This is a genomic window from Seinonella peptonophila, from assembly GCF_900129355.1.
In the GTDB taxonomy this organism is placed as follows: domain Bacteria; phylum Bacillota; class Bacilli; order Thermoactinomycetales; family Thermoactinomycetaceae; genus Seinonella; species Seinonella peptonophila.
Window position 1 is genome coordinate 202115 of the sequence record NZ_FQVL01000004.1, and the last position, 26427, is coordinate 228541.

The following is a 26427-nucleotide window of genomic DNA, read 5'->3' on the forward strand; positions in this document are numbered from 1 at the left end:
TCCTCCTATAAGTTGAGTTGATAGTGTGGTATGAAATCTGGTTATAGTTCTGCCAATACTTGATCGAGCTTTTTAGCCATGAGTGTCCAGCCCTGCTTTGCTCCATGATACGCATGACCTTCATTTTCAAATCCAATTTGCTCTAGATGAAGATGTGTCGTTCCGTCCATTTCTTTTAGTGTCCATGTCACTGTTGTGCTTTCTCCAGCGGTTTCCCATGTGTAAAATAATTTATTCGGTTGATCGACAACAAGTACTTCAGAATGAACGATTCCATCCCACACAGGGTTCGGCTCTGTTCGAAATTGAAATTTATGACCAACAATCGGTTTAAAGTCATTTTCCATGACCCATTTTGCAAGTTTCTTTGGGTCTGTTAAAGCTAACCATACACGCTCGATAGGTCTGTTAAAATGAAAATCTAATGAAACTGTGGGCATATTTTGTTCCTCCTGTAATAGTTGATTTAAGAGTGATATGTTGTCATTCCAAAATTTTGTGTAATAGGTTACCCAATCTTGAATTTCTTGTAGCGGTTCTGCATTTAAACGAAACCGGGTTTCCCTACCCACTTTTCGACTGGTGACAAGACCTGCATGTTTGAGAATCGATAAATGTTTCGAAACTGCTGTACGACCCATTTGAAAATGACTTGTTAATTCATAAAGAGGCATTTCTTCTACTTTTGCTAATAGGTGAAGGATGTGACGTCGTGTAGGATCAGCAACAGCATCATAAACATCCTTTGAGTTTTCATTTTTTTTCAATTCAACCCTCCTCCTAGCGTTACTTTGTGTAATGGACACTATTTGGTGTCGTAAATCTTAACTTCATAATAGGACACTATTTGGTGTCTTGTCAAATGTTTTTTCATTTTCTTGAAGTAATTTTTTTAATCAACCAGTATGATTGCGCTGAATATACAGAGAAAGATAAGGTTGAGCAAATCGGTTTCAAATTTTGGATCAACTGATAGCCTTATCTAAATACAAAAAGCCCTCTACGATGGAGAGCTTTTACTTATTCCTTTTATTCCATTCAACGTCAGTGGAAAATTCCTCACTACTTTTGTTCTTTCATAGTAGGATGGAGTTAGACCCTGTGTACTGTGATAAGATTGTGAAGCAATGGTAGGCATTGGTAAAGCTGAAGGCAGAACGAGGAACAAACCCTCCTTTATATTGAGGAAGGTTGTGATTGATGAAAAACCCAATTGATGAAAAGAAGAGGTTCGTACAATTGGGTAGAAGAAGGAGAAATTGTGGAGTCAATATTTCCTGCGGAGCGACTTTCTGGCGCTACAAAGCCGCGTCTGTGTAGCGAAGAATAGGCGGTAGTACTGTCTGAGGCCATAGCCGAGTTGATACCGCCCTGAGCGAGCAGCCGCGGCGCCTTGAAGACATCTTCGTAGCCTGAAATGGAGGCGAAGCGTGAAATATTGACGGAACCTTTACTTTGTCTACTAGCTGAGACCCTCCTCTATATTGAGGAAGGTTGTGATTGATTACTCCTATAGGGACGGATACTAAGCAAAGCGGGTCAGTTCTTCTGGATTTCAAGAATTTCTAAATAGTGTGGGTTGTACATGATTCCCAAGATGTTTCCAAATGGATCAACCACTGAAGCAGTAACGAATCCTGAATCACCACGAGCCATGAGTGGTTCATAACGACGATCAATTATACCTAACTCATGTTGAAAATCACCTAAACGAAATTCAATATAAACCAGTTGACCATCTGGTCCTGAGCGCTCAAAATAAGGCTCAATATCTAAAAACTTGGTATACCATTTTTTTGCTGCGAGCACATCATCAGCCCAATAGCTAATAGTAGCAAATCCTCGTAATGTTTTTGTGTTACTCATCACAATATCTCCTATGAGTGAAGTAAGAGCAATTCATATGTTTTCATATATCCTATTTTAATGAATATCACAAACAAACGAGTGGCGGATTATTTTCCAAATGATACCATCAGCTCAGCTTGGAGGCGAACACGAAGAGCTTGGTGGTCTAACAATAGAGATATTGGTGGAGTATCAGGGATCGATTGAGACTTGAACTACTACCACCTATAGAGGTGGTAGATTCCTGCGAACACCAGACCAACGTCCAGTTATCTTAGCAGGCTCTATCCGTCGTCCCAGCGGTGAAAACAAAGTATGCTCTGCTATGCTCCCTACTTTCGCTTGGTTTTCGCAACTTCGGTGAGCTGGGTGGTTGAAGATTTTACGTTACTGACCCTTTCCAGCAACAACCCCATATCTTCAGTTTTCAAAGAGCTACAACTATTCTAACAAAAAAAGTGGTTCTAAGCATCCCCGCAAAAGGGATACCGAACCACGTCCCATTCACCTCACCGCTTGTAGAAGCGGGAGTACTCTTGGACGAATTTGGATAGACCAATCAAGAAATTAAGATAGAAAAGAGATCCAATATAAGCTACATTTATCAAACAAAAAGGTGAGATGCATGTTAACAGATACTGCTTTGTCTCATGTGATTCATATATTTCCATTTTTAAAAGTGCTTTCCCCTCGAGAATGGAATGATGCAGAGCCTTCGATACAACTATTCCCAGCTAAAACCCGTTTCTTTGAAGTACAAGCCTCTGAAATCTACAGCATGTTCTTGCTTCAAGGAAAAGCCAATATCACAGTAATTGACAAAGATGGAACAGAAGTAGTTTCCAATACACTTGCAGCAGGGGAGGTTTGTGGACTTCTAACACTCAGTGGACTAAGCGGAAGAGATTATCCAGGATCCATTGTATCCATCACAGAAGTGAAAGTTTTGTTCGTCCGTAAAACTAGTTTTATAAAATGGATTCTCCAATATGAACCGATTCGTCATGCTATATTTGGCGGTTTGTTGAACGGAATGCTTCGCATGAGTGAACGAAAGCAAAAACAAGATGGAGAGTCACTTGAAAAACGACTCGTAAAAACACTATTACAATGGAGTACCGAACATAATAGCGTCATTTATATCACACATCTAGAACTAGCGAAAGAATTAGGTACTGCTAGGGAAGTAGTAAGTCGTTACCTACAGCGATATCGGAACAGAAATTGGATTCAAACAGGTCGTGGATGGATCAAAATCTTACAAAGAAAGCAACTAGCAACTCTCGTTATGTGACTAGGTTACAGATTAAAAATTAACCTCCTACTACTATAGAAGTAGAACAAATATGGAGGATGAGAAGATGGGAATTCAATTGCAACCTGGTACGATTGCCCCAACATTTCAATGCATCGATCAAAATGGTAAAACAATTTCACTAGAAAACTTTCGCGGGAAAAAAGTATTGTTATCTTTCTTTCGCTTTGCTGCATGTGCTTTATGTAACTTACATGTCCATCAGCTCATTCAGCAATATCCAAACTGGCAAAAACAAGGTTTAGAGGTAATAACTTTTTTTGAATCACCACAGGAAAATATACATGCACATGTAGGTTCGCAACAAGCTCCCTTCGCCCTTATTGCAGATCCAAAAGCAGAAGTCTATGACCGTTATTATGTAGAGACTTCAGTAGAGAAAATAGAATCAATCATGAAAGACAAAGAAAAAGTTCGATCTTTAACAGCAAAAGCGGAAGCTGCTGGATTTGCACTGACTCATGAAGCAGGTTCCAACTTTTACCGTCTTCCGGCTGAGTTTCTTATCAATGAAAATGGAGTCATTGATATTGCGCATTACAATCAGTCGGTTGAAGATCATCTTTCATTTGAAGTAATTAATCAGTATGTGAATACCAATTCTATATAAAAGTTTTCTTAATCACATATAAATCAATATCGAACTCCCATGGTTTATATTCACTATATACATCCTAGATTCTAGCTTCGAACTCAGCAAAGCGGGTTCATTGGGAGTTCAATTTAGCACCATCCTTCAACTGCGCCTTTGCAATCACAGCTTTTATCTGGAAATACGTTACTTCATCAGGCAGCGCTTCTTTAATTGGTTTCAGTCTGGAAGCCCCTAACGATTGGATCGTTTGAAGAATTATATCTTGGTATTTTTCTGGGATTAGTTTGTCCCAAGTCATCACATAACCTTCGCTGTGACAACGTATCAGATGGTCTTCAATCGTATTGGCTGATAGATTACGGATGGAAGCTATTTCTTTAATAGATTTACCAGATTGAAATAACTCGAAGCTGACGAGATGACTTGGGTTGCTATCTTTTGGTCTTTCAGGTGTTTTGTTTTGTGCTTTCTTCTTGCGTTCTGTAACAAAAGAAGTTGTAACTGTTAAAATACGTGATCCGTACTTCGAGTTTTTATGTTGAGTCATGCCCGTTATGGATAAAAGCTCAGTTTGATCTTGTGGAATCTGATCAGCAATGGCGCGAAGGGTGGCATCAGATAATATCATGTAAGGAGGCAGTTTTTCTTCATTTGAAAACTCTTTACGAAGGTCATCTAAACGGTCCAATATCATAGGACGTTGAGTATGTATCGTATATTGGCTCCAATTCGATTGAGAAGCAGCTTGAAGTGGCTGAAGATAAACATTTCGTTCTCCTTTGATTACCTGGATTGCTTTTTCTGTAAGTTTGATGACTGGAAGATAACCGTCGTAGGGTGTATAGCTTTCTAAGTACCCTTCTGCTTGTAAAACGAGTCCAAGTTGTTGTAGATCTTTTTCCGTATAATCCTGTAGAATCCCATATGTCGTAAGTTTATCAAAGCCCAGTTTCAGTACCTTTTTCGATTTTGATCCCTTCAATACTTTTGCCACCATGGAAAGTCCAAAACGTTCTTTCATGCGATGAATGCATGAAAACATTTTTTGCGCTTCAATCGTAAAATCTTGGGCGCTTGATTTTTGTTTCGCTAAACAGTTATGACATTTCCCACAAGGCTGCTCGATTGGGTCATCAAAATACTTAATAATCGTATTTTGTAAACAGGTTTGAGTGAAACAATACTGGTTCATAAGCTGTAACTTTTCAAATTCGAGCTCTTTTCGTTCCTCACTCAATTCGGATTGCTCAATCAAATACCTTTGAATGTGCATATCCTTCCCTTGATATAGTAAAATGCATTCACTCTCTTCCCCGTCCCGACCTGCGCGACCTGCTTCCTGATAGTAGTTCTCTATATTTTTAGGTAGATTGAAGTGTATAATATACCGAACATTATGTTTATTAATTCCCATCCCAAAGGCATTGGTGGCGATAATAATAGGAATTCTGTCATAGGAAAATGCTTCTTGAGCTTGTTCACGCTGATTTTCGCCCATTCCTGCATGGTATCGTCCAACTAAATAGCCTTGTTCCATTAAATATTGATAAAGAGAATCTACCTCTTTTCGAGTAGAACAATATATGATACCTGATTGCTTGGGGTGTCGTTTTATATAACTTTCAATAAAGTCGATTTTGTGTTGGTCGTGCAAGACTGAAAACCGCAAATTAGGTCGTTGAAAGCTAGTGATTACAGTATTTTCTATTGGAATTTGCAGAATCTGTAGGATATCTTGACGCACTTGGACCGTCGCTGTTGCTGTCAAAGCGGATATGACTGGCCTTCTAGGTAGACGTTTAATCATATTGCCGATCCCTAGATAGCTTGGACGAAAATCATGTCCCCATTGTGATATACAGTGAGCTTCATCTACTGTTACGAAAGAAACAGGAACCTTCTGTATCATTTGAAGGAAAGATTCGTTTTCCAATCGTTCGGGTGCAAGATAAACAAGCTTTACTTTTTTTGAGCGTATCTCTTGAATCCGAAACTCCATTTCAAAACGATCCACCGTACTATTTAGATAGGTGGCAGGAATTCCTGATTGATTCAAAGCATCTACTTGATCTTTCATCAAAGAGATCAACGGTGAGATAACAAGCGTAATTCCGTCAAGTAGGAGCGCTGGAATTTGATAGCAAAGGGATTTCCCCCCACCTGTAGGCATAATTCCTAGCGAATGTTTACCATCTAAGGTTTGGGTGATTAGTTGCTTCTGCCCATCCCTAAAAGAAGTATATCCGAATACATCTTTTAATAATTGTTCGGCTTGATCCATTAACCTCATATTTCCATACCCAACTCCATATCTTCAGTTCTCAACAAGATAATACGATTCTAGCAAAAATGGTTGTCCTAAACATCCCATTCAGCTCACTGCTTCATCAAACTTTAATGGATATTTAAGGAACCAACAGGATCTTTGCAGGATGCAAGGAGTAAAAGAGTGATCCTGTCAGGAATGTGGAACAGAACTTTGAGAAACGAAAAGAGCAATCGAAAAGAAATGAATCCATTATTTAACGACGAAATATTCATCAATGGGTGATTTATACATAATATGTGTAAAATTATAAATAGTGGGTTATTTCATTATATCAAAGGGAATACTGTTATGGGGTTCTTAATATTTTAGTGTAGAGGAGGAATCAAGATGGGTGTTCTCATACTTGATCAAGAAATTTGTATCAATGGTGAAAAAAATGAAATTATATTTGAATGTAGGATCTAATCATCTCACAAAGAAATGAAAGATAACAAAAAGTTGTCCATTGATTTTGGACGACTTTTTTAATGGATAATCGAGCATGAGTTGATTTTCATTTTTTAAAGCTCAATGAAAATACCTATTGACAATTATGTAAAGATAGAGTAATTTAACATTAACAATGAATGAATTGTTCATTCATTGTTAAATTAGACAGAAAGAAGAGAACAACGATGAGTAACTTAATTACTTCAGTCATTTTCCGAAAAAGAAACCAGCGTCAAAATGAGAAGTTTTTGCAGATATCTACACCTAATGGGATTGATGAAGAAGCGTTCATTCAGATAAATGAACAAGATCAATGGATTTCAATACGTGGCGAAGATCGAAATCAGCCTATCCTTTTTTTTGTACACGGTGGGCCTGCTTCAAGTTATTCGATTTTTCAACCGTTGCTTCGATCTTGGGAAAAGTATTTTACAATCGTGCATTGGGATCAACCTGGAGCTGGAAAGACATTTGGTCGAAATGGAATAGTGGATAGCGAAAGAATAACCTTTGATCGACTCGTTAACGATGGAATCAAAGTGGTAGAATATTTAAGAGAGCGGTTAGGTCAGCAGAAAATGATTTTGATTGGTAGTTCTGTGGGAAGTTTAATCGGTATTTTAATGGCGAGTCGGCGCCCTGACCTTTTTTATGCATATGTGGGAACAGATCAAAACTCACCTGATCCAAACCAGATTGGTTATCAGTTGGCAAAAGAAGCATTTATAAAATCAGCCAATCAAAAAGGTTTACAGTTATTGAATCGACTGGGTTCGAATAAAAAAGACTGGAATCAGCAAGATTATGATGCATTTAATAAGCAATTGGTCAAAACGATCAAAGATGTTCCAAATATGATAACAGACTTAATATTACCGTCTATGCTATCATCACCTAAACATACGTTACGCGATATCATCGATTATTTTAAAGGAATGAATTATTCTTCCGCTCAGTTATTTGAAGAACTTATGCATTTCTATGATCATCATATGATTATTTCGTTTGAACTTCCTGTATTTATATTTCATGGAGATACTGATATTGTGACTCCCACAGCTACTGCTAAAGAATATTTTCATACGATAAATGCACCACATAAAGAGTTTGTCCTTATTCGTCAAGCAGGTCATTTAGCTTGTTTTGCTAGACCTGACCAGTTTTTGAAGGAACTATTATCACGTGTGTTACCTATTGTAAAATCAGAAATCAAAGCATATAACCAATTTTGTTAAAGGAAGGGTTCAATTGTCGCCACGCAATAAACAACAACTTGATCAGATTAAGGGTGAACGCCAGGAACAAATCAAACAAGCAGCGATTAAAATTTTTGCAACAAAAGGGATAACAGGTACAAAAATGAGCATGATTGCTGCAGAAGCAGGTATAAGTGTAGGTTTAGCTTATCGATATTTTAAATCGAAAGAAGAGCTTATTGAGATTTTGGTTCAAGAGTTGCTAGAAATCGCTAATGAGCGACTAGAAGAAACGAAATTTTTGCCTGGAACCCCATTACAACAGATTGAAGCATTAACAAAGCACATGTTTGATGAAGAGCATCGATATGCTTTTATGTTGATCAATCAAGTCAAGAAGGCGGAAAATGTCTCAGAAAATGTAGCTAAGCAATTGGAAAAGTTTTCGTCTAGGTCTTTATATGATAAAATGGTTCCCATTTTTAAAAAAGGGCAAGCCCTTGGGCAATTACGTAATGGTGATACTAAGAAAATGATCGTCTGGTATTTTTTTGTAGTGAATAGCTTGCTTGTTCAGCAACATGGAGACGAGGAGTATGGCATGCCACATGTTGATTTTCTCATTCAATTAATCAAGCATTCATAATTGAAGACAGCTTGATCATTATCGATTTCTGTATCCTCTATCCGTTTGAAACTTTCTAATGATAGCTCTCTATGAGACTTTGATTACATGCCTTAATTTACTAATAATTGGTAAACAATCACCTGGATAAATCATTATAAACTAGAGAAAAACATAGGGAGTTATCATTTTGAATCTGAAAACAAAAAAAGCCATCATTGTAGCTGGGTTGATTTTAATTGTAGGTAGCATCATTTTATATATTCAAAATGATGATTGGTTGTTACAAAGAAAAAGAAGTGTAAAAATTACCAAAACTAAAGATGTGAAACAGATTAGCAGTATTGCCATAAGCGGTGATCATACAAATATAACGCTTCATCAAAGTGATACGGATCAGCTAACTGTACAGATGCAAGGGCAGGTTCCAGTGCGTGATCAACCTGACCTACATATGAAGATTGACGATCAGGAGTTATCGATTATATTGAAAATGAAGTGGGGAAGTAATCCTTTTTCCTTTAAGCGTAATTTTTCAACACGGCTGAAAGTATTTCTTCCCAAGAAGGTATATCAAAGTATTCAGCTTTCTGCGGTAGAGGGGGATATCGATACAACCGATTTACCTTTGCAGTCGCACAGGATTGAACTAGAGTCAAAACAAGGAAAGATTGACGCTTCCCATATGAAGACAGATACCCTGATCACTGAATCAACAATAAAGACACAATTAAAACAAATTGAAGCAAATGGGATCTGGATAAAAACCGTTAGTGGAGGACTTAAGATCAGAAATAATCAAGAGAAAGAGACTCCTGACCATCAGATGAAAATCGAAAATATTGGTTCATCTGGAGATAAAGTGAGATTATCTGGATTACAAGGAGTCGATCAAGAAGTGAGCGTTGTCTCTGATACTGGTTTAGACTTGGATTTTCATCTGATAAAGGCTCGTTTGCTTCACTTGACAACATTTAGCGGCAAATTAACCATTGATGATTTTCAAGGATATCAGTTGACTGGCGATTTAAATGGTACAAAAGCCACCATAAAGAATTTGAATGCGCAAGTCATTTTAAAAGGTGAGTCTACTCTTACAGTAGACCCTATGCTCATTTCTCAAGGAGATCATCAACTTACCTTTGAAGATGGGGATGTTCATGTGAAGTTTCGTGATATGCCGACTAATCTCTTTGTTGCGCTTCAGACAGAAGAGGGTCAGATCAAATCGAATCTTCCTATTCGTATCGATCACTCTCTTACCAAGAAGAGTGTCTATGATCGATCAATTGTTGGAGATGTGCGCCGTGATCCATCTAAACCCTATGGTCAGTTACTGATCCATACGCGTAAGGGAAATATACAGGTGGATGCAAAATAAAATTTATTTTATTGCAGAGTGTAACAAAGTAAAGGTTTCGTCAATATTTCACACTTCGCCTCCATTTCAGGCTACGAAGATGCCTTCAAGACGCCACGACTGCTCGCTCAGGGCGGTATCAACTCGGCTAATGCCTCAGATAGTACTACCGCCTATTCTTCGCTACACAGCCGTAGCTTAGTAGCGCCAGAAAGTCGCTTCGCAGCGAAATATTGACTCCACGAATTCTCCTTCTTTTACCCAATTGAACGACCTCTTTCTTTCATCAATTGGGTTTTTCATTAGTTTGAAATAAAGTTTATTTTATTGATAATTAATCCATTTTATATAATAATATAAAAATATAAATTGTAAATTAACAAAGCAACTAGAGGAGGCATAATTGATTGGTAGTAAATCGTAATGCTCGATTGCTCCTTTTATCTCTGATATGGGTCTGTTCAATCCTTGTCGTGCAAACTTCAAACGTTTATGCAGGAGAACAACCATCATCTTATTCTTTGGTCTTTGAAGATAAAATAGATGCAAAGTATGAATCGCTTATCAGAAACGAATTTCGACGTGTGTATCCAAAACTAGTCGCCACTTTTAACCCAAATGCTCCTAAATTGGTTAAAGTAAAAGTTGACAATAGTAAGCCAGAATGGGCAGGATATTATAGATTTGATCAACCAGATACAATCTATCTAAATATGAAAGCTGTACCACAAGAGTTAGATGCAAGTAGCTTTCGTGTCATCGACCATGAATTGGCTCATTTGGTTCAGGCGTATGATCCAAGTACACCATTATGGATTGCAGAGGGAATGGCTGACTATGCTACCATCCTCTTAGGAGATGGCATGACTGATATCTCTATTCCTGTTCATCCAAAGCCTGGATCAACTTTCCAATCCGAAATTGAAGAGAAGAAATATAGAGAAGCGGCGCGTTTTTTAATCTGGGCAAAGAATTATAAACGAAGCACAATCATTGAGGAGATCAATCGATATGCTCGTCAAAAGATCAATTTTACAGGGTCTGACCAATTATGGGAGGAGTATTTTAAGAATCCTGTTACAGTTGAAAAAAATCCGCAATGTTATGCGAAAGGAGAAAAAAACTGTCCTGACTTAACGAACGGGAAAAATGAGAGCTATAATCCACTTACAAAAGAACCAGAAGGTCTCGATCAGGCAATTGTTAAAAAAACCGCTTATTTAAATCAAAAGCCAGGCGCTTCTAATTCAGTTGCTCAAGTAGAAGCAGCTTCTTCTGTTCAGTTAATTTGTCAAACAAACGGTTCTCCTATTCTAGGAGATGATTCGCAAGTTAATCAATCATGGACATATATCAAAGCAGGTAAAAACAAAGGGTATATTCCTACCATCTATTTAAAAATAAATCCAGCAGGACCGATTATACCTCCTTGTCCAAATCCATCCATAGAAAACAACACTGAAGTGCGCCATCTAGTACAATCAGACACAACTCTTCACAAAAAGCCAGATCAAAATTCAGCTATATTAGCGAATCTTAAAAAAGGAACCGAAGCTAACATACTCTGTGTGAAACCTGGTAAGCAAGTGATATTTGGTAATAGAATACAAAATGATTGGTATCATGTTCAGACTGGTAAACAGCAAGGATATCTTTCTGCCCTATTCATCCATACCAAAAAAGGCGAATCGTTCCCCGAATGTGGAGGGAAATCGAAAAAAACATCTGAATCTCAGAAGGCCAAGGGAAATGCAAATCAATAGGAAAGGTAATTACACAACATCCGATCACGGGCAATTGTCCGTGTTTTTTTATTTGCACCATTCATCTAAAATATACTGACTGATGGCTTATGATCTCCAACTGGCTGAGTAAAGGAGTTAATACTCGCTTCTTAAAAAACTACACCAGGAGGTACAAGATCGCTTATACATCCTGGTGTAGCAGCAGGTGAGCGGGATGCCCACCTGCTGTCGCCCGGAACTTCCGGACTTCGACCAACTTGAACAGCCGATCGCCGTGTTCTGCCTTACTCAGTTGTCATGTTATTGACGCGGATGGTCAGTCGAGGTAGCCGTTTTCCTGGGCGATCTGGTAGAGCCTCTCCCAGGAGACGGTCTTCTCATCCACGTTGTTGTCCGAGCCGTTGATGCGGACCGAGACACGACGGGGAACGTAGATCGTCCCGTTGTTGTCCGAGCCGTTGATCGAGCCGCCCTCCAGCACGATGACGTTGAAGGCGTTGTCCGAGCCGTTGACGCTGATCCGACGGCAGAGACCGCTGAATTTGCTGTCCGACCCGGATCGGCTGAGGCGGTCCGCCGCCGCGTCCATCAGCTCCCGACGGTAGAACTCGTCGGAGTTGCTGGAGCTGCCGGTGCTGCCGACGTTGTTGGAGCTGCTGATGCTGCCGACGTTGCCGAACACGTTGGTGATGTGGGTCATGTTGCCACGCGGCTCGACCGGGTAGATGCGCGGCTCGGAGCTGCCCGGGTTGCGCATCGACATGTCGCCGCGCCGCAGGAACTGGTCGATCGTGGTACCACCCAGGTTGCTCGGCGAGTCGTAAAAGCCGCCGTCGGACGCGTAGTTCCGGCTGGTGTAGCCACGCGGGTTGAAGCCGGTCCAGTCGTTCGAGCCGGTCGCGTTGTCCTCGGTCCAGTAGCGAGAGACGCGGGAGATCTGGCCGGTCTGCACCTTGTAGATGTAGTCGTCGAAGATCTCCTGCCAGCGCGGCGCCAGCGTCTTGGCGAACACCTCGGGCAGATGCGTGTACTCGTCGATCACCTTCGGCCAGGCCTTGTGACTGATGGTGCTCGCCCAGACCAGGGCCTCGTGCAGGTTTTCATCGAGCTGGCTGAAGTCGTAGCCTTCCCACGGTCCCTTCACCCCACTCTTGGTGAACGGGTTGAAGTACGACCGGCTCTCGATGCCCAGCGCCTGCTGAAGGGTCACCGGCCGGCGCCCGTCGACCTCGCGCTGCCAGTAGGTGTCCCGCTCGGCGAGGTGGTTGACGTACCACATCGTCTGCTCGACGTCGATCGTGCCGGCCTCGCTGCCGGGGATGACCCAGGCGCCGTCCTTGGCCTTGTTGACCGCCGTCTGAACCTGACAGTGATCCTCGATGAACGGTCGCAGATCGGCGTAGTTGTCCTTGACCAGGGCGGCGAGCAGCTCGGGAAGGAACATCTTGTCCGGGGTCTTGGTCTCCTCGACCTTGACCTCGATCTTCTGCGGCTGCTGCGGCTGGACGTCGTTGCTGCGGAGTCCCTTCGCGAGCAGCACGCTGATGGCCTCGGCCAGATCGAAGCGGAAGTCGTTGTTGTACCCCTTGTCCGCGTTGTCCGGGAGGACACTCGCCAGCTCGCCGGCAAGGTCGAAGACGTCCATGTTGCTGAACTCGGTGACGGGTCGCTGACCCCACGCGCTGATCAGCTCGTTCTTGACCTCGTCGGTGAGGTCGAACGTGGTCTCCTCGATCTTGATCTTGCTCTTCGCGAAGCGGAGAACCAGCTCGAACGTCTTGGTGGGGGTGTTCCCCATGACTTTCTCCTTCAGGTTCAGAACACGAATGGTACACCTTGCTCAGGAAAGACTGAACTCTGACCAATCCTTTCATTGATCAGTGGCTGTGTCCACTTAGAAAGGATTTTGTATCCTTTTACTAGATGTGGGCTCGTTTCAGTCATACTCTATTAACAGCTAATCATATTCGAATAAATCAGTCAAACCAAAAGAGGGGAATTTTTGATCATATTTAGACTTAGGAATATGGTGAACAATAGGCATTCATTGACCCTAATTATCTAGACAGACATATAGTAAGTAAAAAAGGGGGAATTATGATGAAAGTTCCTTCAAGGAAACTGATTGCAGCGGTTATCGCGATTGGATCAGGTTTACTTTTTGTTGGCGCTTTGCTTAGCCTCATTAACGAAATGGGTCCACCTGAATTGTAACCATATAATGTCTTAAAATGGGTTACAGGGTTCATACCATTTATCCTTCAATGAATGATCGTTTCTATTTTATTACCGGTATGATTGTAATTACTCACTGTTTGTCTAATTTTTTTGTTAAGTTTGTTCATATTCCGTTCATATTTCTCATTTAGGATATATGTAGATCTTATTCTTTATGAGAGAGGGATATATAGATGAAGATACATGCAGATGTTTTCCATGTGACTGGAGCAAAATTGTACTATGAAGTAAGAGGTACTGGACCGGTTCTTTTACTCATTCATGGTGGGGCAAGTGATGCCAATTCGTTTCATTTTATTGTTGATCAACTAGCTCAAACATATACTGTGGTTACATATGACCGCAGAGGTCATTATCGCAGTCAAATAATAGATTCCACTGAAGAATATGAAGTCTCCACTCATAGCCATGATGCACACTTACTTTTGGCTCATCTTACAGATCAACCTGTATATGTTTTTGGCAGTAGTTCTGGTGCGTTGATTGGACTTGACTTCATCATTCGTCATCCTGAGCAAGTGAAAATGCTAATCCCTCATGAACCTCCTCTGTTCCAAATGCTTGCCGAGGATGATGTGAAACAGGCTAGCAAAATGATTCAAAAATTACAGACAGATTATCAACAATGGGGTGCTGCAAAAGCAATGAATCGATTTGGACAAGCTTTAGGTATGGGAAATGAGGAGGAAGGGATGATAGAATCAGTACCGGAATTTGACGGAAATGCTCATTATTTTATAACGAAAGAAGCAATAGCTGCGCTTAGCTACCAATGTGATTTGACAACACTAAAAGCATTGTCTTCATCTATTCTACCTGCGGGAGGAAAGGAATCACGCCAGTATTTTCCTTACATTTGCATTTCATTGCTAGCAGGCTTTCTTGAAACAGAGGTGATCGATTTTCCAAGCAACCATGTTGGTTATGTGATGGAACCGAAGAGATTTGTAAGAAAGCTAGAGCAAACATTAGGAATGTACAATATCAGACTGAAGAAAAACCTACATTCTAGTTAAAGTGAAATGAAAATAAAGCTTGTTAAAAGGAGGAGATGGTTTGCATTGTATCCGACTTTCTGGCGCTACAAAGCCATGACTGTGTAGCGAAGAATAGGTGGTAGTACTGTCTGCACACTCCGTGCACGAGTTGCAGCTAATGCTGCAAGTCTCACTATGACGCGATAGCCGAGCTGATACCGCCCTGAGTGAGCAGTCGTGGCGCCTTGAATGCATCTTAGTAGCCTGAACTGGAGGCACCATCCTTTTCAATAAAACGGAGTGCATAAACCTTGACTCCCAGAAATAATAGGGACCCTATACTTTGTCTACAAGCTGTATATACAATTACCTTTGCAGCTTGTAGACAAGTCATATGATCGGCTCGTGATCGTGATTCACGTAGAAGCAATCAAGATATAATCGATCAGAAAAATGACAACTTTGTCATATGACAGGGTTGTCATTTTGGGTTGATTGTGCTATTTTGATTTCATAAGGAGGAACTATATGCCAACGGATACTTTCTATAATCTGAATGAACAGAAGCAACAAAGAATCTTTGACGCTGCGATCCAAGAGTTTTCTAAAAGACGTTTTAGTGAAGCATCCATTAATCAAATTGTAAAGGCTGCTGGGATCTCAAGAGGGAGTTTTTATCAATACTTTAAAGATAAAGGCGATCTCTACCTTTACATTTTGCAAGAAATAGGAAACGAAAAAAGGAAGGTGATGAAGCAAGTAAAGGCTTTACACCCAAATGCCGATTTTTTCACTTTTTATCTACAATATATAAAAGTTGCAATGGAATGGATCTCAACAAATCCGGCATACCATGAAATTGGTATGTTAATGGAATTTGATGATCCTCAATTGATGAAGGAATTGATGCATCGATCTGATGATCTAACTGATATTCGCGAGTTGTTAGAATTGGATCAGCGGCGAGGCTTGATTAAAGAAGAGTTAGACACTGGCTTATTACTTGAAATGATCTATCAACTATCGCTTCATTTGGTGAAGAAATTTTATCAGACTGGTTCAACTGAGGAATTTGTTAAAAAACATCATGAATTGATTTTGATTTTAAAGGATGGAATTGTGAATAAAAGTGAACGAAGTTAACATTGATGAGTCACTATCATGTGAAAAAGGAGATTATCTCTATGGGTTCCTATGTGCTTGGTTTTCAAGAGATAGAGTCTGGTAAGTTGATGGAAGTTGGAGGAAAAGGGCTTAATTTAGGGGAGCTTTCGAGAATTGAACAAGTATCTGTACCTGGAGGATTTTGTGTTACGACACAGGCATATAGAAAAATGTTTGACGCACATGCTGAACTGTCATATTTGTTAAATGATTTATCTCATTTTACGATTCAAGACAGCGAACAAATCAGTCATGTTAGTCAACGAATTCGCCAGATCATCGAAAGGACGAGCATGGATGAGGAGATTCATGCAGCAGTAGTCCACTATTTGAATGAGCTAGGGGAAAATCATCCATATGCAGTTCGGTCCAGTGCTACAGCAGAAGACCTGCCGACAGCTTCCTTTGCCGGTCAACAAGATACGTATCTAAATATTATTGGACAAGAAGCCATCTTGGAGCATATCAAGAAATGCTGGGCTTCACTCTTTACAGATCGTGCTGTCACTTACCGAATTCAAAATCGATTTGATCATCGCAAGGTTTATCTATCTGTTGTAATTCAGCGGATGATATTTCCGCAAGCATCAGGAATCTTGTTTACAGCTGATCCTATTACTTCACATCGTAAAATCGTCTCGATTGATGCTAGTTTTGGATTGGGTGAAGCACTTGTATCAGGCTTGGTAAATGCAGATGTTTATAAAGTGCAAGATGGAAAACGGGTTGAGAAGAAGATTTCCATGAAAGAGCGAGCGATCTATCCCATCGCAACAGGAGGTACGCAAGAGCGTGAGATTGAGCTGAATATGCAGCAACAGCAAGTACTAAGCGATAAACAGATTCTACAGCTTGAGCAGATTGGTCGGAAGATTGAAACTTATTTTGGTTATCCGCAAGATATCGAATGGTGTATCGATCATGGGCAATTTTATATTGTGCAAAGTCGTCCGATTACGACTTTGTACCCGGTTCCAGTAGTAAAGGATGGCAAACCACATATCTATATGTCAATTGGACATCAACAGATGATGACCGAGGCATTCAAACCATTAGGGATTGCCTTTTTTTCTGCGCTATCCGAGCAATTTTTTGCTGTTGAAGCGGGTGGTAGATTATTTCTCGATATTTCATCTGATATGGCTTCTATGGTCGGACGAAAAATCTTATTGGCTGTGATGAAAAACAATGATCCACTCACATATAGTGCGCTGGTTAAATTAAGCAAGCGAAAAGAATTTCTTCGAGCGCTTCCGCGTGGTAAGCGTATGATTAATACAAAGCATGATGGGCTCTCATTGCCGACGTTTATACAAATGATCAAACAATATTTGCGTCATAATCCTGAGATCATTCCAAAGCTGATCGCCAAGTGTGATCAATCTATTCATGAACTTCAGGAAAATATTGTGCAGGTTTCTGGAGAGGAAGTATTTCGCTTTATTATTGAAGATCAACAAGAATTAAAAAGAGTGATGTATGATCCACAAAGTTTTGGCGTCATCATGCTCGGAGTATATGTAGCAAATTGGCTCAATAAGAAAATGGAAAAATGGTTAGGCGAAAAGAATGTTGCCGATACCCTGTCACAATCGGTTCCACATAATGTGACCTCAGAAATGGGGCTTGCTCTACTTGATGTAGCTGATGTGGTAAGAGAATATCCGTCAGTCATTGAATATTTTTCTCATGCGAATGATCAGACTTTTTTTGAAGACTTGAGCAGATTACCTGGCGGGCAACGTGTGAGTGAGGCATTTCGTGCTTTTTTGGATATATATGGGGTACGCTGTCCAGGTGAAATTGATATTACATCTCCTCGATGGTATGAGAAGCCCACAGCACTCATTTCCACGATCATGGGTCATATCCAAAATTTTGAGCCTCATTCGCGTACGATTATATTTGAACAAAAGAGAATCGAAGCAGAAGAGTTTGCAGATCATCTGATTGAACGATTAAAGCGATTACCAGGAGGAGCTCGTAAAGCGAAAAAAACGAAAAAAATGATTCGTATTTTGCGTAATGTGATTGGCTATCGAGAGTATCCGAAATATGGCTTTATCAGACGTTATGCAATTTATAAACAAGCCTTATTAAGAGAGGCGACGATCCTTCTAGAAAAAGGAATCATCCAAAATCAAGAGGATATCTATTATTTATCATTTGATGAGCTGCGAGAAGTGGTGCGTACGAATCAGTTAGATTATAGGATCATTACAAAACGAAAATCCGCATATGAAGGGTATGAGAAATTAACCCCACCTCGAATTATGACTTCTGATGGTGAAATTATTTCAGGAGAATATAGTCGCGAACATGCACCAGAGGGTGCTTTGATTGGATTACCTGTTTCTTCTGGTGTAATGGAAGGGCGAGCCCGGATTGTCTTAAAAATGGAGGAAGCTCAGATCGAACCAGGAGATATCTTGGTGACCAAATTTACAGACCCCAGTTGGACTCCTCTTTTTGTGTCGATCAAAGGATTAGTTACAGAAGTAGGAGGACAGATGACGCATGGCTCCGTGGTCGCGCGTGAATATGGTTTACCTGCCGTTGTAGGAGTGGAAAACGCCACAAAGTTAATAAAAGATGGGGATATGATTCGGATCAATGGAACAGATGGATATATTGAAATCTTAGCTTCAACCAAGTAGGAAGGTAGGATGGTCATGACGGAGCCAGCTTTTAATTGCCTATTAGAAAATGGTTCACAATCAAGCTAACATTTTTGGAGCCTATTATGAAGACATCCGCGCCGCTAGAACGGGAAGTATCCTTCATTTTATGGGACTTTTGCTTTAAGGAAAAGGTATCTTATTTGTTACAAGCTACAAATTCTTGTTTTAATAGAGATTTGTAGCCTTTTTGCTTGCGCTATTGTGATGCCTAGATCAATTAACGAAGCTGATCGGTATAAATATGATCTACCATCGCTTTGATCGTTGAACACTCGGATTGAATGGTATTTCTGTTACTCGCTTTTCAGAATCAGAAGACTGATTAAGATAATTAATATATAAATAATTTTTTTATATGAATTTCAAATAACATTAATGTATAATCTATATATTACATTCTATTTATTTGCACAAGGAGGATGGATAGAGTGAAGAAAAAGATTGCTTTTTTTTCCATGTTAGCAATGTTGTGGCCTGTCTCAGTTTTTGCAAACCCTATCTTTGTGAATACCCCTTCCGATCAACAGTTTTCAGCGTATACAGTAGGCAATGAAAGTAACACTGATCCCTACTATTTATCAGGTGGTCAATCACTTGATTCGTTAATGACCGGAGATCAGTCTGGTCTTGTACAATCTTATGGACAAGAAAATGGTAATGGCACATTCTCAATACCACCTTCCTCAGAACAAACGCCGATCGTCTTAACAGAAAATGGGCAACCAGTGAATATGGATAATCCATATGAAGATGGATTCCAAGGTGACAGCGGAGCGCCAGAGGGTAGTGGAACAAAAGGTGATCAAGGAGAGCAGCCAACAAATAAAGATAAAGACCCAAAAGGTCAGGATAAAGACCCAAAAGGTCAGGATAAAGACCCAAAAGGTCAGGATAAAGACCCAAAAAGTCAGGATAAAGACCCAAAAAGTCAAGATAAAGACCCAAAGACCAAAAAGGAAAACACTTTTTCTAAAAAAGATGTAGCTGATTTGAAAAAGAATTATACAAACAATGGGAAAATTGACTACAAAATGGGTGGAAATAAAAAACCCACAGAGAATCAGCAGGGAGTATTAGATTGTTCTTCCTTTGTTCAATGGGCTATGAAAAAATACCAAGGGATTAGTTTGCCCAGACAAACGGATGAACAGTATCTAAATACAAAAGGAAAGACAGTCAAAGATCCCAAAGATTTAAAACGTGGTGACCTTGTTTTCTTCAAAAATACCTATAACTGTAGTGATTGTAGAAAAGGAATCACGCATGTAGGAATTTACATTGGAAAGGGTAAGTTCATTCACAACTCTTCGGGTAAGGGGCAAGCAACCGTTAGCAATCTCAACAACCCGTATTACAAACAGCATTATTATGGTGGAAAAACAGTTAAAAAGAAATGATCAGGTAGAATCATAGAAACAAAAGGCGTATCCATTTATATAGGATACGCCTCAGCTTGTAGACAAAGTAAAAGTTCAGTCAATCTTTCACGCTTCGCCTCCATTTCAGGCTGCGAGAAGTCTTCAAGGCGCCTCGACTACTTGCTCAGGGCGGTATCAACTCGGCTAACGCCTCAAACAGTACTACCGCCTATTCTTCGCTTCATAGTCGAGGCTTTGTAGCGCCTGAAAGTCGCTCCGCAGTGAAATATTAACTTCACGATTTCTCCTTCTTCTACCCAATTGTACGACATTGTCTTTTTAGCATATAGGTTTTTCATCAGTCTGAGGCGTATCCATTCATACTGGATACGCCTTTTGTTGTGAAGATGCCTAACTTTGATGAGAGATTTGCCAATGAATGCCAAAGCGATCCGTTACTTGTCCATAGCTTTTACTAAAGAATGTTTCTTGAAGATCCATTGTTACTTTTCCACCAGCTTTTAGCTGATCAAAAGTATGCTTGATCTTTTCAATATCATTGTCCATATATACAAGATGAATGTTATTCCCTTCTACAAATGGTGAGCCTGGAAATACATCTGAAAATAAGATTTGACTACCATTGATGTTTAAATTACCATGCATCACCAAATCTTTTGCTTCTTCAGGGAGCTGATGATTAGGATCAGGTGGAGCTTGTCCAAAAGTCATCACATTTGGAATTTCAGTTTGAAAAACATCTGCATAAAAATCGATTGCTTCTCGACAGTTTCCATTAAAAAATAGATATACATCTAGTGACACACATATCACTCCTTATTTCATTCGTTTCAATAGAATGCCCTTTGCAATCGATTATTATTAGAAAAACGTAAATAAAGATAAGATATATGCAAATATTCTAGTAACACAATGGATGATCGTAAATCTCTGAAATATGGGATGTATCCAAAATGAGCGAGATTAATTGGCACCGTTGACATATATCTATGTAGCTAGAACCTGTGACAAAACATGAAATATTGACGAAACCATTATCTTTATTTACAAGCAGGAATATATAAGAGGTTGTCAATTTAAAAGAAGCTCATTGTCAGTTTTATCAGGTAAATCGAATGGAAATGAAAGGAGTGTTGCAGTATCATCAAATCCCTTTAGGGGATCTAAATCTCTTTATTTTAAACTTATATTTGCTCTATGACACAACAGACCGAGCGGGGAAGTCCCACTCGGTCTGTTGGAAGTTCAGGGGATAGGGTTTACGAACCCGACCCACCACCGTGTTTGCCGAACCCTCCACGTTCGATCTTCCCCCCGCTGGAGGGGGCTCCCTTTTGGATGGTGCCGGACTGTGGCTTTATGGTCGTACCGCCCGTCGGCTTCTGGCCGACACGAGGGATGGTTCCTCCCTGCTGGGTCGCGATATAGTAGTGAAAGAAGTGGACGTGGGAGCCGCCGTGGCTGTGCTCCTCATCCTCGCACTGGTCGTCCTCGACCCTCTCGCCGGTCCGCTGATCGACACAGATCTCGACGTAGTCGGGGTTCTCCTCATCGGTACCACAGGATGCAGTGAGCGTCATGGCGACAGCGACTGCCGCACCCATTGCGATCAACCGTGCGTAATGACCATCCTGTTGCCAGGAGGGTTGCTTCCCCTGCTTCCTCTTCATATTTCTCCCATACGGGTAGATTTAGCTCCAGGGCCTTTCGGCTTGGACTTCACCTAGATGAACCTTTCTTTCTCTCTGCTAGGTGAAAAAAATCAATCCTTGTTAATCATAATATACATAATCAAAAGGATAAGGGAGGGGGAATGTGGTAAATGGAAATGTTCATATTTTTTGCAATGACTAAGGTATCATGACAGATTGCCCAATTCCTGGTGAAGAAAAGCAGAGAGGATGAAACGACGAAGGATTTTACATTCCGTGTTCGAGGGAGATGTTGATTTATTTTTTGATAAAGTTGTACAGAGGGTACACGATGAAGAAGTGATTAAACAAACCTTAGAACGTTTTGAAACAGCCGTAAAAAAAGTAGTACATTGCATTTCTTGAGCTAGAGATTATTGATATATTGATAATAAACCATACAACAAGAGGTATATTGCATGAGTAATCGAACAAATGATATTGATGTGCAACAGTTTGTTGCCTTGCGAGATCGAAGATTTGAAAAAATGGACTGGGAAGAATGTAATCAAGATTTAGAAACACTATTTCAAACAGTTGTCGATGGCTTTCCAGACCAGAAGCTATTTACACCCAAGCTGACAAAGGCCCGGGCAGCGTTTTCAAATGCTGTTGTAGGATGGAAAGAAGCATATGATCAGAAAGAGCGTAAAGGAGAAACGATTGATCCAGAGCATGGAGAAGTAGCCTTACAAGTTATGAGTAAGTGTGTGAGATATCGAAATGCACTGAGGAAGTTAATCGATTTTTATCAAGATAACATTGATCTTGCTAGCCCCCAGTATCTTCGTTCATTAGAATTTGTAAGGGAACAACTTAGTTTTACTTCGGGACAGTTGGAATATGTAGCCCAGGAATCAAAATTGCCTAATGCTAGGGAATTTGGAGCTTATTTGAGCCAAAGCCATGTTCATGAATCAAAATCTCAAGAAACAATCGACTGGGATCATCAGACAGCACCTGAAAAACTAGTATCCAAAATCAAGAACTATGAACATCAATTTCAAAGAAATAAAAAGCCGATAATCCGTCAAAATCAAGAACGTTCTAGATAAAAGCGAGCTACAGATTAGCTCGCTTTTTCCAATATATAATTCATTGCAGTAAAAATTAAATCAACGTATACTGAAAGAATATAATATCTAAATTGAAAAAAAGTTCATCGGAAATGGGGTTAGCTTAGCACAAAGATCATTCATATTTATGAATCAATGTCTACATAACTTTTCTTCTATAGTGGAGTTTGTTCCGCCTAGAAAAGGGAATTGATATTGATGTTTCGGTTTAGCTTCTTTTGTAAATGAAAGTAATATTAGGAATTTTTTAGGTAAAAAGGAGTGATATGAGTGAAGAAGTTTCTAGTACTTTTGATAACGGTTACATCAATCCTAAGCCTGGCAGCTTGTGGTGGTGGAAAGTCAAGTGCAAAGAAAGTTGCAATCATGACTCCATATCTTTCATCTGTTACAACAAATGAAATGGTGAAAAAGGTTAAGGCAGAAGGTGAGAAAAAAGGCTGGAACATGCATGTAGTCGATACAAAAGGTGATGTGGGGCAATTGGCTAGCCGCATGGAAGATGAGATTACCAAACATGTAAATGCCATTGTCATCGTAAGCATAGATCCAAATCAGATCAAAGCGCAGATTCAGTCAGCTAAACAGGCAAAAATCCCCGTCTTTGGCTGTGACTCTGGTTCAATAGATGGCGTTGTTGCCAATGCAACAAGTGATAATCAGAAAATGTCTGAAATGATTAGTCAGTATTTATTCGAGAAAATGGGTAAAAAAGGGAAATTAGTCGTGCTTACTCACCGTCCGCATCCAGGTGTATTAAAAAGAACACTGAAATTGGACGAGATGTTAAAACAAAATACTGGAATTACCAAAGTGACAGAGCAGCATATACAAGTCCCTGGGCCAATTGAGAGTGCGCGGAAGCAGACGGAGAGCCTACTACTCGCAAATAAAGAACCAGGTTCGATCACCGCAGTGTGGGCTGGATGGGATGAACCTGCAATCGGAGCAGCACAAGCGATTCAAGCTGCCAATCGCAACGATATCATTGTGACAGGAATAGATGGCAACAGCCAAGCAATTGAAATGATCAAAAAAGGCTCTCCACTGGTCGCTACTGTAAAACAAAATTTTACGGGAATGGCTGATATTATTGTGAAGCAGATCGATTTAGTGTTACAAGGAAAACAAGTAGAAGGTAAAGAGTTATATGCTCCAGCCTCATTGATTACGAAAGAATCCTTGAGCAAGTAAACGTTGAAAAGAGGAAGGGCGGCTCGTATACGATTGAGCCGTCTTCTCTGCATTGAAATGGTAGGAGAGGGGGAATGAACGTTGCTTCAAGCTAAACAGATCGCAAAAAAATTTGGAAATCACTATGCACTATTGAATTGCTCCTTATCCATCGAAGCTGGAGAAGTACATGCATTAGTTGGAGAGAATGGTGCAGGGAAGTCAACATTGATCAAAATTATAACAGGTGTCTATGGGCATGATGAGGGAGAGATTTTGTGGGAGAATCAAGTTGTTCACATTGCTGAACCCAAAGATGCCAAGCGTTTAGGCATCCATGCTGTCTATCAGGATCGTCATTTGATCCCTTTCTTTACTGGTTACGAAAATCTATATTTAGGTTTAGAATATCCTAAAAACCCTTTGACTCAGGCCATTGATTGGAAGTCATTGCGAAATCAAGCAGAAGATTTGCGTCAGGAGCTAGAGATACCGCTTGACCTTAGAAAGACTGTATCAGAAATGAGTCCGCCTGAGAAAACCATGCTTGAAGTATTAAGAGCGATGATGCTGGATTGTCGCCTACTCATTCTTGACGAACCAACCGCATCCTTAACAGATCAAGAGTCTGAAAGACTTTTCCAATTAATAGAGCGCTTAGTCAAGACAGGTAAATCGATTCTATATGTATCTCATCGTTTGGAAGAGATATTTCAGATTTCTGACCGGATCACAGTCCTGCGAAATGGACAAGTAGTACGAACCGAGAAAACACCTGAAGTAAATCAAGAGCAGATCATTCAAATGATGACAGATAATCAATGGAAAAGCTCGCTCGTTGAAAATAAAGAGATTGATCAATCAGCAACTTTGGCATTAGAATTGGAAAACTTGGTAACAATTGACCACAGCGTGAAAAATGCCAGTCTTACTGTAAGAGAAGGTGAGATTGTAGGCGTATTTGGTCTTGCTGGTTCAGGTCGAACTCAGATGCTAGAAGCAATCTATGGTCTACGAGAAATCGAAGCAGGAGTGGTCAAACTGTATGGAGAGACCATTCAGCGTTTTACACCAAATCTTTCTTTAGAAAGAGGATTGGTTCTGATTTCTGAGGATCGTCGTAAACATGGGCTTATCATGAATATGTCGATTCGTGAAAATATGACACTCCCCGTTTTAAAGCGGTTTTCTAAAGGGTTACAGCTTCTGTCAGTAAAAGAAAAAAAGGCAGTCTCTACATGGATGGATCGATTGCAGGTAAAAGCAACGCATCCCGAGCAAGCTGTTGAAGAGTTAAGCGGCGGAAATCAGCAAAAGGTTGTCTTTGCGAAAGCACTGCTTACGGAGCCACGTCTATTTTTATGTGATGAGCCTACGCAAGCGGTTGATGTAAGGACACGAAGTGAGATTCATCAGTTATTAAGAAAACAGACCAAACAGCAAAAAGGAGTCCTCTATGTCTCTTCTGATTTACAAGAGATTTTAGATATAGCAGATAGAATCTATATTTTCTATCAGGGTTCCACGATTGCAGAGATGGAAAATAAAGACTTGACACTGGAAAAGGTGTTACAGATTAGTTTTGGTCAGACACAGGGTGGTGATCGTACAAATGGATAATAGTTTAAAATTACAAAAGCGCACACCTTCATTTTTAGAAATTCTTCGATCCTATGGAACATTGATTGCTGGCTTGTTAATTGTCCTCTGTTTTTGTATCTTACAACCTGATACATTTGCAACTCTGGATAATGCGATAACGGTAAGCCGTCAGATTTCGTTTTTGGTTATGATTGCATTAGGTGCAACATTGATCATGGCAGTAGGAGAGTTTGATCTTTCGATAGGTGCAATGGCAAGTTTGGGTGGAATTTTTGCCGCGCAATTAGCGGTCGCTGGATACCCAATTTGGGCCGCTTATCTCATTACGCTTGTCGTTGCTTTCATCATTGGTTTTATAAATGGTTGGATTGTAACGCGGTTTCGAGTCCTTTCTTTTATTACTACATTAGGAATGGGAACCATCTTAGGCGGATTTACGTTCTGGTTAAGCGATGGAGCGACCATCTTTGAAGGAATCCCCGCCTCTTTTCGCTATATTGGGCAAGAGAAATTATTTAATCTACCTTTTCTGTCCTTTATCATGCTCATATTAACCTTGATTTTCTGGTATCTCATGTCTCAGACTACTTTTGGTCGAAAATTATATGCAATTGGAGGAAATGAAGCGGCTGCCCGTGCATCGGGAATTCGAATTCGTCTCAATAAGAATATGGCTTTTGCGTTATGTGCTTTATTAGCATCATTAACTGGCATTCTAATGGCTTCTCGACTTGGCTCCGCACAACCGACAGGTGGAGATGGTCTATTTTTGCCTGCATACGCGGCTGTTTTCCTTGGTATGACCACATTTAAAGAAGGAATTCCAAATATCTGGGGCACTTTCCTGGGGGCAACGATTTTAGGCATCCTTGAAAATGGTTTGACGATTATGGAAGTACCACCTTTCTTACAAAATGTAATCACCGGTTTAATCGTCATCGCTGCAGTTGTTTTGCAGAAAATAGGGCAGAGCGAATCCAGATAGTGAGTCTAGAACTGGTCTA

At 40.3% G+C, this 26427-nt stretch carries 20 protein-coding genes and 1 pseudogene; 14 read left to right on the forward strand and 7 right to left on the reverse strand.

Features of this window, described 5'->3' with window-relative positions:
- Positions 1–41: 41 nt before the first annotated feature.
- The 3 genes and pseudogenes from BUB71_RS19985 to BUB71_RS09350 form a co-directional block, all read right to left on the reverse strand.
- The gene (locus BUB71_RS19985) at positions 42–440 is read right to left on the reverse strand and encodes an SRPBCC family protein (RefSeq protein ID WP_245815563.1); all 399 of its coding nucleotides are present in this window, start codon (positions 438–440) and stop codon (positions 42–44) included.
- A 3-nt stretch (positions 441–443) separates the two neighbouring features.
- A pseudogene (locus tag BUB71_RS19990) lies at positions 444–767 on the reverse strand (ArsR/SmtB family transcription factor); the annotation flags it as partial.
- Between the two features lie 772 nt (positions 768–1539).
- Positions 1540–1866, reverse strand: coding sequence for a VOC family protein (locus BUB71_RS09350; RefSeq protein WP_073154569.1), 327 nt, complete (start codon positions 1864–1866; stop codon positions 1540–1542).
- A 607-nt stretch (positions 1867–2473) separates the two neighbouring features.
- Between BUB71_RS09350 and BUB71_RS09355 the strand changes: the two genes are divergently transcribed.
- Both BUB71_RS09355 and BUB71_RS09360 read left to right on the forward strand, forming a co-directional pair.
- Positions 2474–3142 (forward strand): Crp/Fnr family transcriptional regulator, encoded by a 669-nt coding sequence (locus BUB71_RS09355; protein WP_073154570.1) that lies wholly within the window; start codon positions 2474–2476, stop codon positions 3140–3142.
- 67 nt (positions 3143–3209) lie between these two features.
- A complete protein-coding gene (locus BUB71_RS09360) occupies positions 3210–3773 on the forward strand; it encodes a peroxiredoxin family protein (protein ID WP_073154571.1) in 564 nt (187 codons plus the stop codon).
- Between the two features lie 97 nt (positions 3774–3870).
- On the opposite strand, the gene recQ is transcribed toward BUB71_RS09360, so the two are convergent.
- The gene (gene recQ / locus BUB71_RS09365) at positions 3871–6039 is read right to left on the reverse strand and encodes a DNA helicase RecQ (protein ID WP_217653543.1); all 2169 of its coding nucleotides are present in this window, start codon (positions 6037–6039) and stop codon (positions 3871–3873) included.
- Between the two features lie 662 nt (positions 6040–6701).
- Here recQ and BUB71_RS09370 point away from each other — a divergent pair.
- From BUB71_RS09370 to BUB71_RS09385, 4 genes are all read left to right on the forward strand, one after another.
- Positions 6702–7751, forward strand: a complete 1050-nt coding sequence (locus tag BUB71_RS09370; RefSeq protein WP_245815562.1) for an alpha/beta fold hydrolase — start codon at positions 6702–6704, stop codon at positions 7749–7751.
- A 13-nt stretch (positions 7752–7764) separates the two neighbouring features.
- Complete coding sequence (locus BUB71_RS09375) at positions 7765–8358, forward strand: TetR/AcrR family transcriptional regulator (protein WP_073154574.1); 594 nt, start codon at positions 7765–7767, stop codon at positions 8356–8358.
- A gap of 169 nt (positions 8359–8527) precedes the next feature.
- Entirely contained in the window at positions 8528–9718 is a 1191-nt protein-coding gene (locus BUB71_RS09380; RefSeq protein ID WP_073154575.1) for a DUF4097 family beta strand repeat-containing protein, read from the forward strand.
- A 386-nt stretch (positions 9719–10104) separates the two neighbouring features.
- Positions 10105–11460 (forward strand): basic secretory protein-like protein, encoded by a 1356-nt coding sequence (locus BUB71_RS09385; RefSeq protein ID WP_073154576.1) that lies wholly within the window; start codon positions 10105–10107, stop codon positions 11458–11460.
- Between the two features lie 298 nt (positions 11461–11758).
- Here BUB71_RS09385 and BUB71_RS19100 read toward each other — a convergent pair whose 3' ends face one another.
- Positions 11759–13240, reverse strand: a complete 1482-nt coding sequence (locus tag BUB71_RS19100; RefSeq protein WP_139279051.1) for a hypothetical protein — start codon at positions 13238–13240, stop codon at positions 11759–11761.
- Positions 13241–13853: 613 nt separating this feature from the next.
- Between BUB71_RS19100 and BUB71_RS09395 the strand changes: the two genes are divergently transcribed.
- The 4 genes from BUB71_RS09395 (at position 13854) to BUB71_RS09410 (ending at position 19899) form a co-directional block, all read left to right on the forward strand.
- A complete protein-coding gene (locus tag BUB71_RS09395) occupies positions 13854–14696 on the forward strand; it encodes an alpha/beta fold hydrolase (RefSeq protein ID WP_073154578.1) in 843 nt (280 codons plus the stop codon).
- A gap of 489 nt (positions 14697–15185) precedes the next feature.
- Complete coding sequence (locus tag BUB71_RS09400; protein WP_073154579.1) at positions 15186–15800, forward strand: TetR/AcrR family transcriptional regulator; 615 nt, start codon at positions 15186–15188, stop codon at positions 15798–15800.
- 41 nt (positions 15801–15841) lie between these two features.
- Entirely contained in the window at positions 15842–18478 is a 2637-nt protein-coding gene (ppsA, locus tag BUB71_RS09405; RefSeq protein WP_073154580.1) for a phosphoenolpyruvate synthase, read from the forward strand.
- A gap of 452 nt (positions 18479–18930) precedes the next feature.
- Positions 18931–19899 carry a C40 family peptidase gene (locus BUB71_RS09410; protein WP_073154581.1) on the forward strand — a complete coding sequence of 323 codons (969 nt, stop codon included), beginning with the start codon at positions 18931–18933 and terminating at the stop codon, positions 19897–19899.
- Between the two features lie 372 nt (positions 19900–20271).
- On the opposite strand, the gene BUB71_RS09415 is transcribed toward BUB71_RS09410, so the two are convergent.
- Together BUB71_RS09415 and BUB71_RS09420 are read right to left on the reverse strand one after the other, a co-directional pair.
- Positions 20272–20685, reverse strand: a complete 414-nt coding sequence (locus BUB71_RS09415) for a VOC family protein (protein WP_073154582.1) — start codon at positions 20683–20685, stop codon at positions 20272–20274.
- A 455-nt stretch (positions 20686–21140) separates the two neighbouring features.
- Positions 21141–21551 carry a hypothetical protein gene (locus tag BUB71_RS09420; protein ID WP_073154583.1) on the reverse strand — a complete coding sequence of 137 codons (411 nt, stop codon included), beginning with the start codon at positions 21549–21551 and terminating at the stop codon, positions 21141–21143.
- A gap of 440 nt (positions 21552–21991) precedes the next feature.
- Here BUB71_RS09420 and BUB71_RS09425 point away from each other — a divergent pair, with 440 nt between their 5' ends.
- From BUB71_RS09425 to BUB71_RS09440, 4 genes are all read left to right on the forward strand, one after another.
- On the forward strand, positions 21992–22627 hold the full coding sequence (locus tag BUB71_RS09425; protein ID WP_073154584.1) for a hypothetical protein: 636 nt from the start codon (positions 21992–21994) through the stop codon (positions 22625–22627).
- A 291-nt stretch (positions 22628–22918) separates the two neighbouring features.
- Positions 22919–23842, forward strand: a complete 924-nt coding sequence (locus BUB71_RS09430; RefSeq protein WP_073154585.1) for a sugar ABC transporter substrate-binding protein — start codon at positions 22919–22921, stop codon at positions 23840–23842.
- 81 nt (positions 23843–23923) lie between these two features.
- The gene (locus BUB71_RS09435; protein WP_073154586.1) at positions 23924–25441 is read left to right on the forward strand and encodes a sugar ABC transporter ATP-binding protein; all 1518 of its coding nucleotides are present in this window, start codon (positions 23924–23926) and stop codon (positions 25439–25441) included.
- On the forward strand, positions 25434–26408 hold the full coding sequence (locus BUB71_RS09440) for an ABC transporter permease (RefSeq protein WP_073154587.1): 975 nt from the start codon (positions 25434–25436) through the stop codon (positions 26406–26408). The genes BUB71_RS09435 and BUB71_RS09440 overlap by 8 nt, the downstream gene beginning before the upstream one ends.
- Positions 26409–26427: the final 19 nt, after the last annotated feature.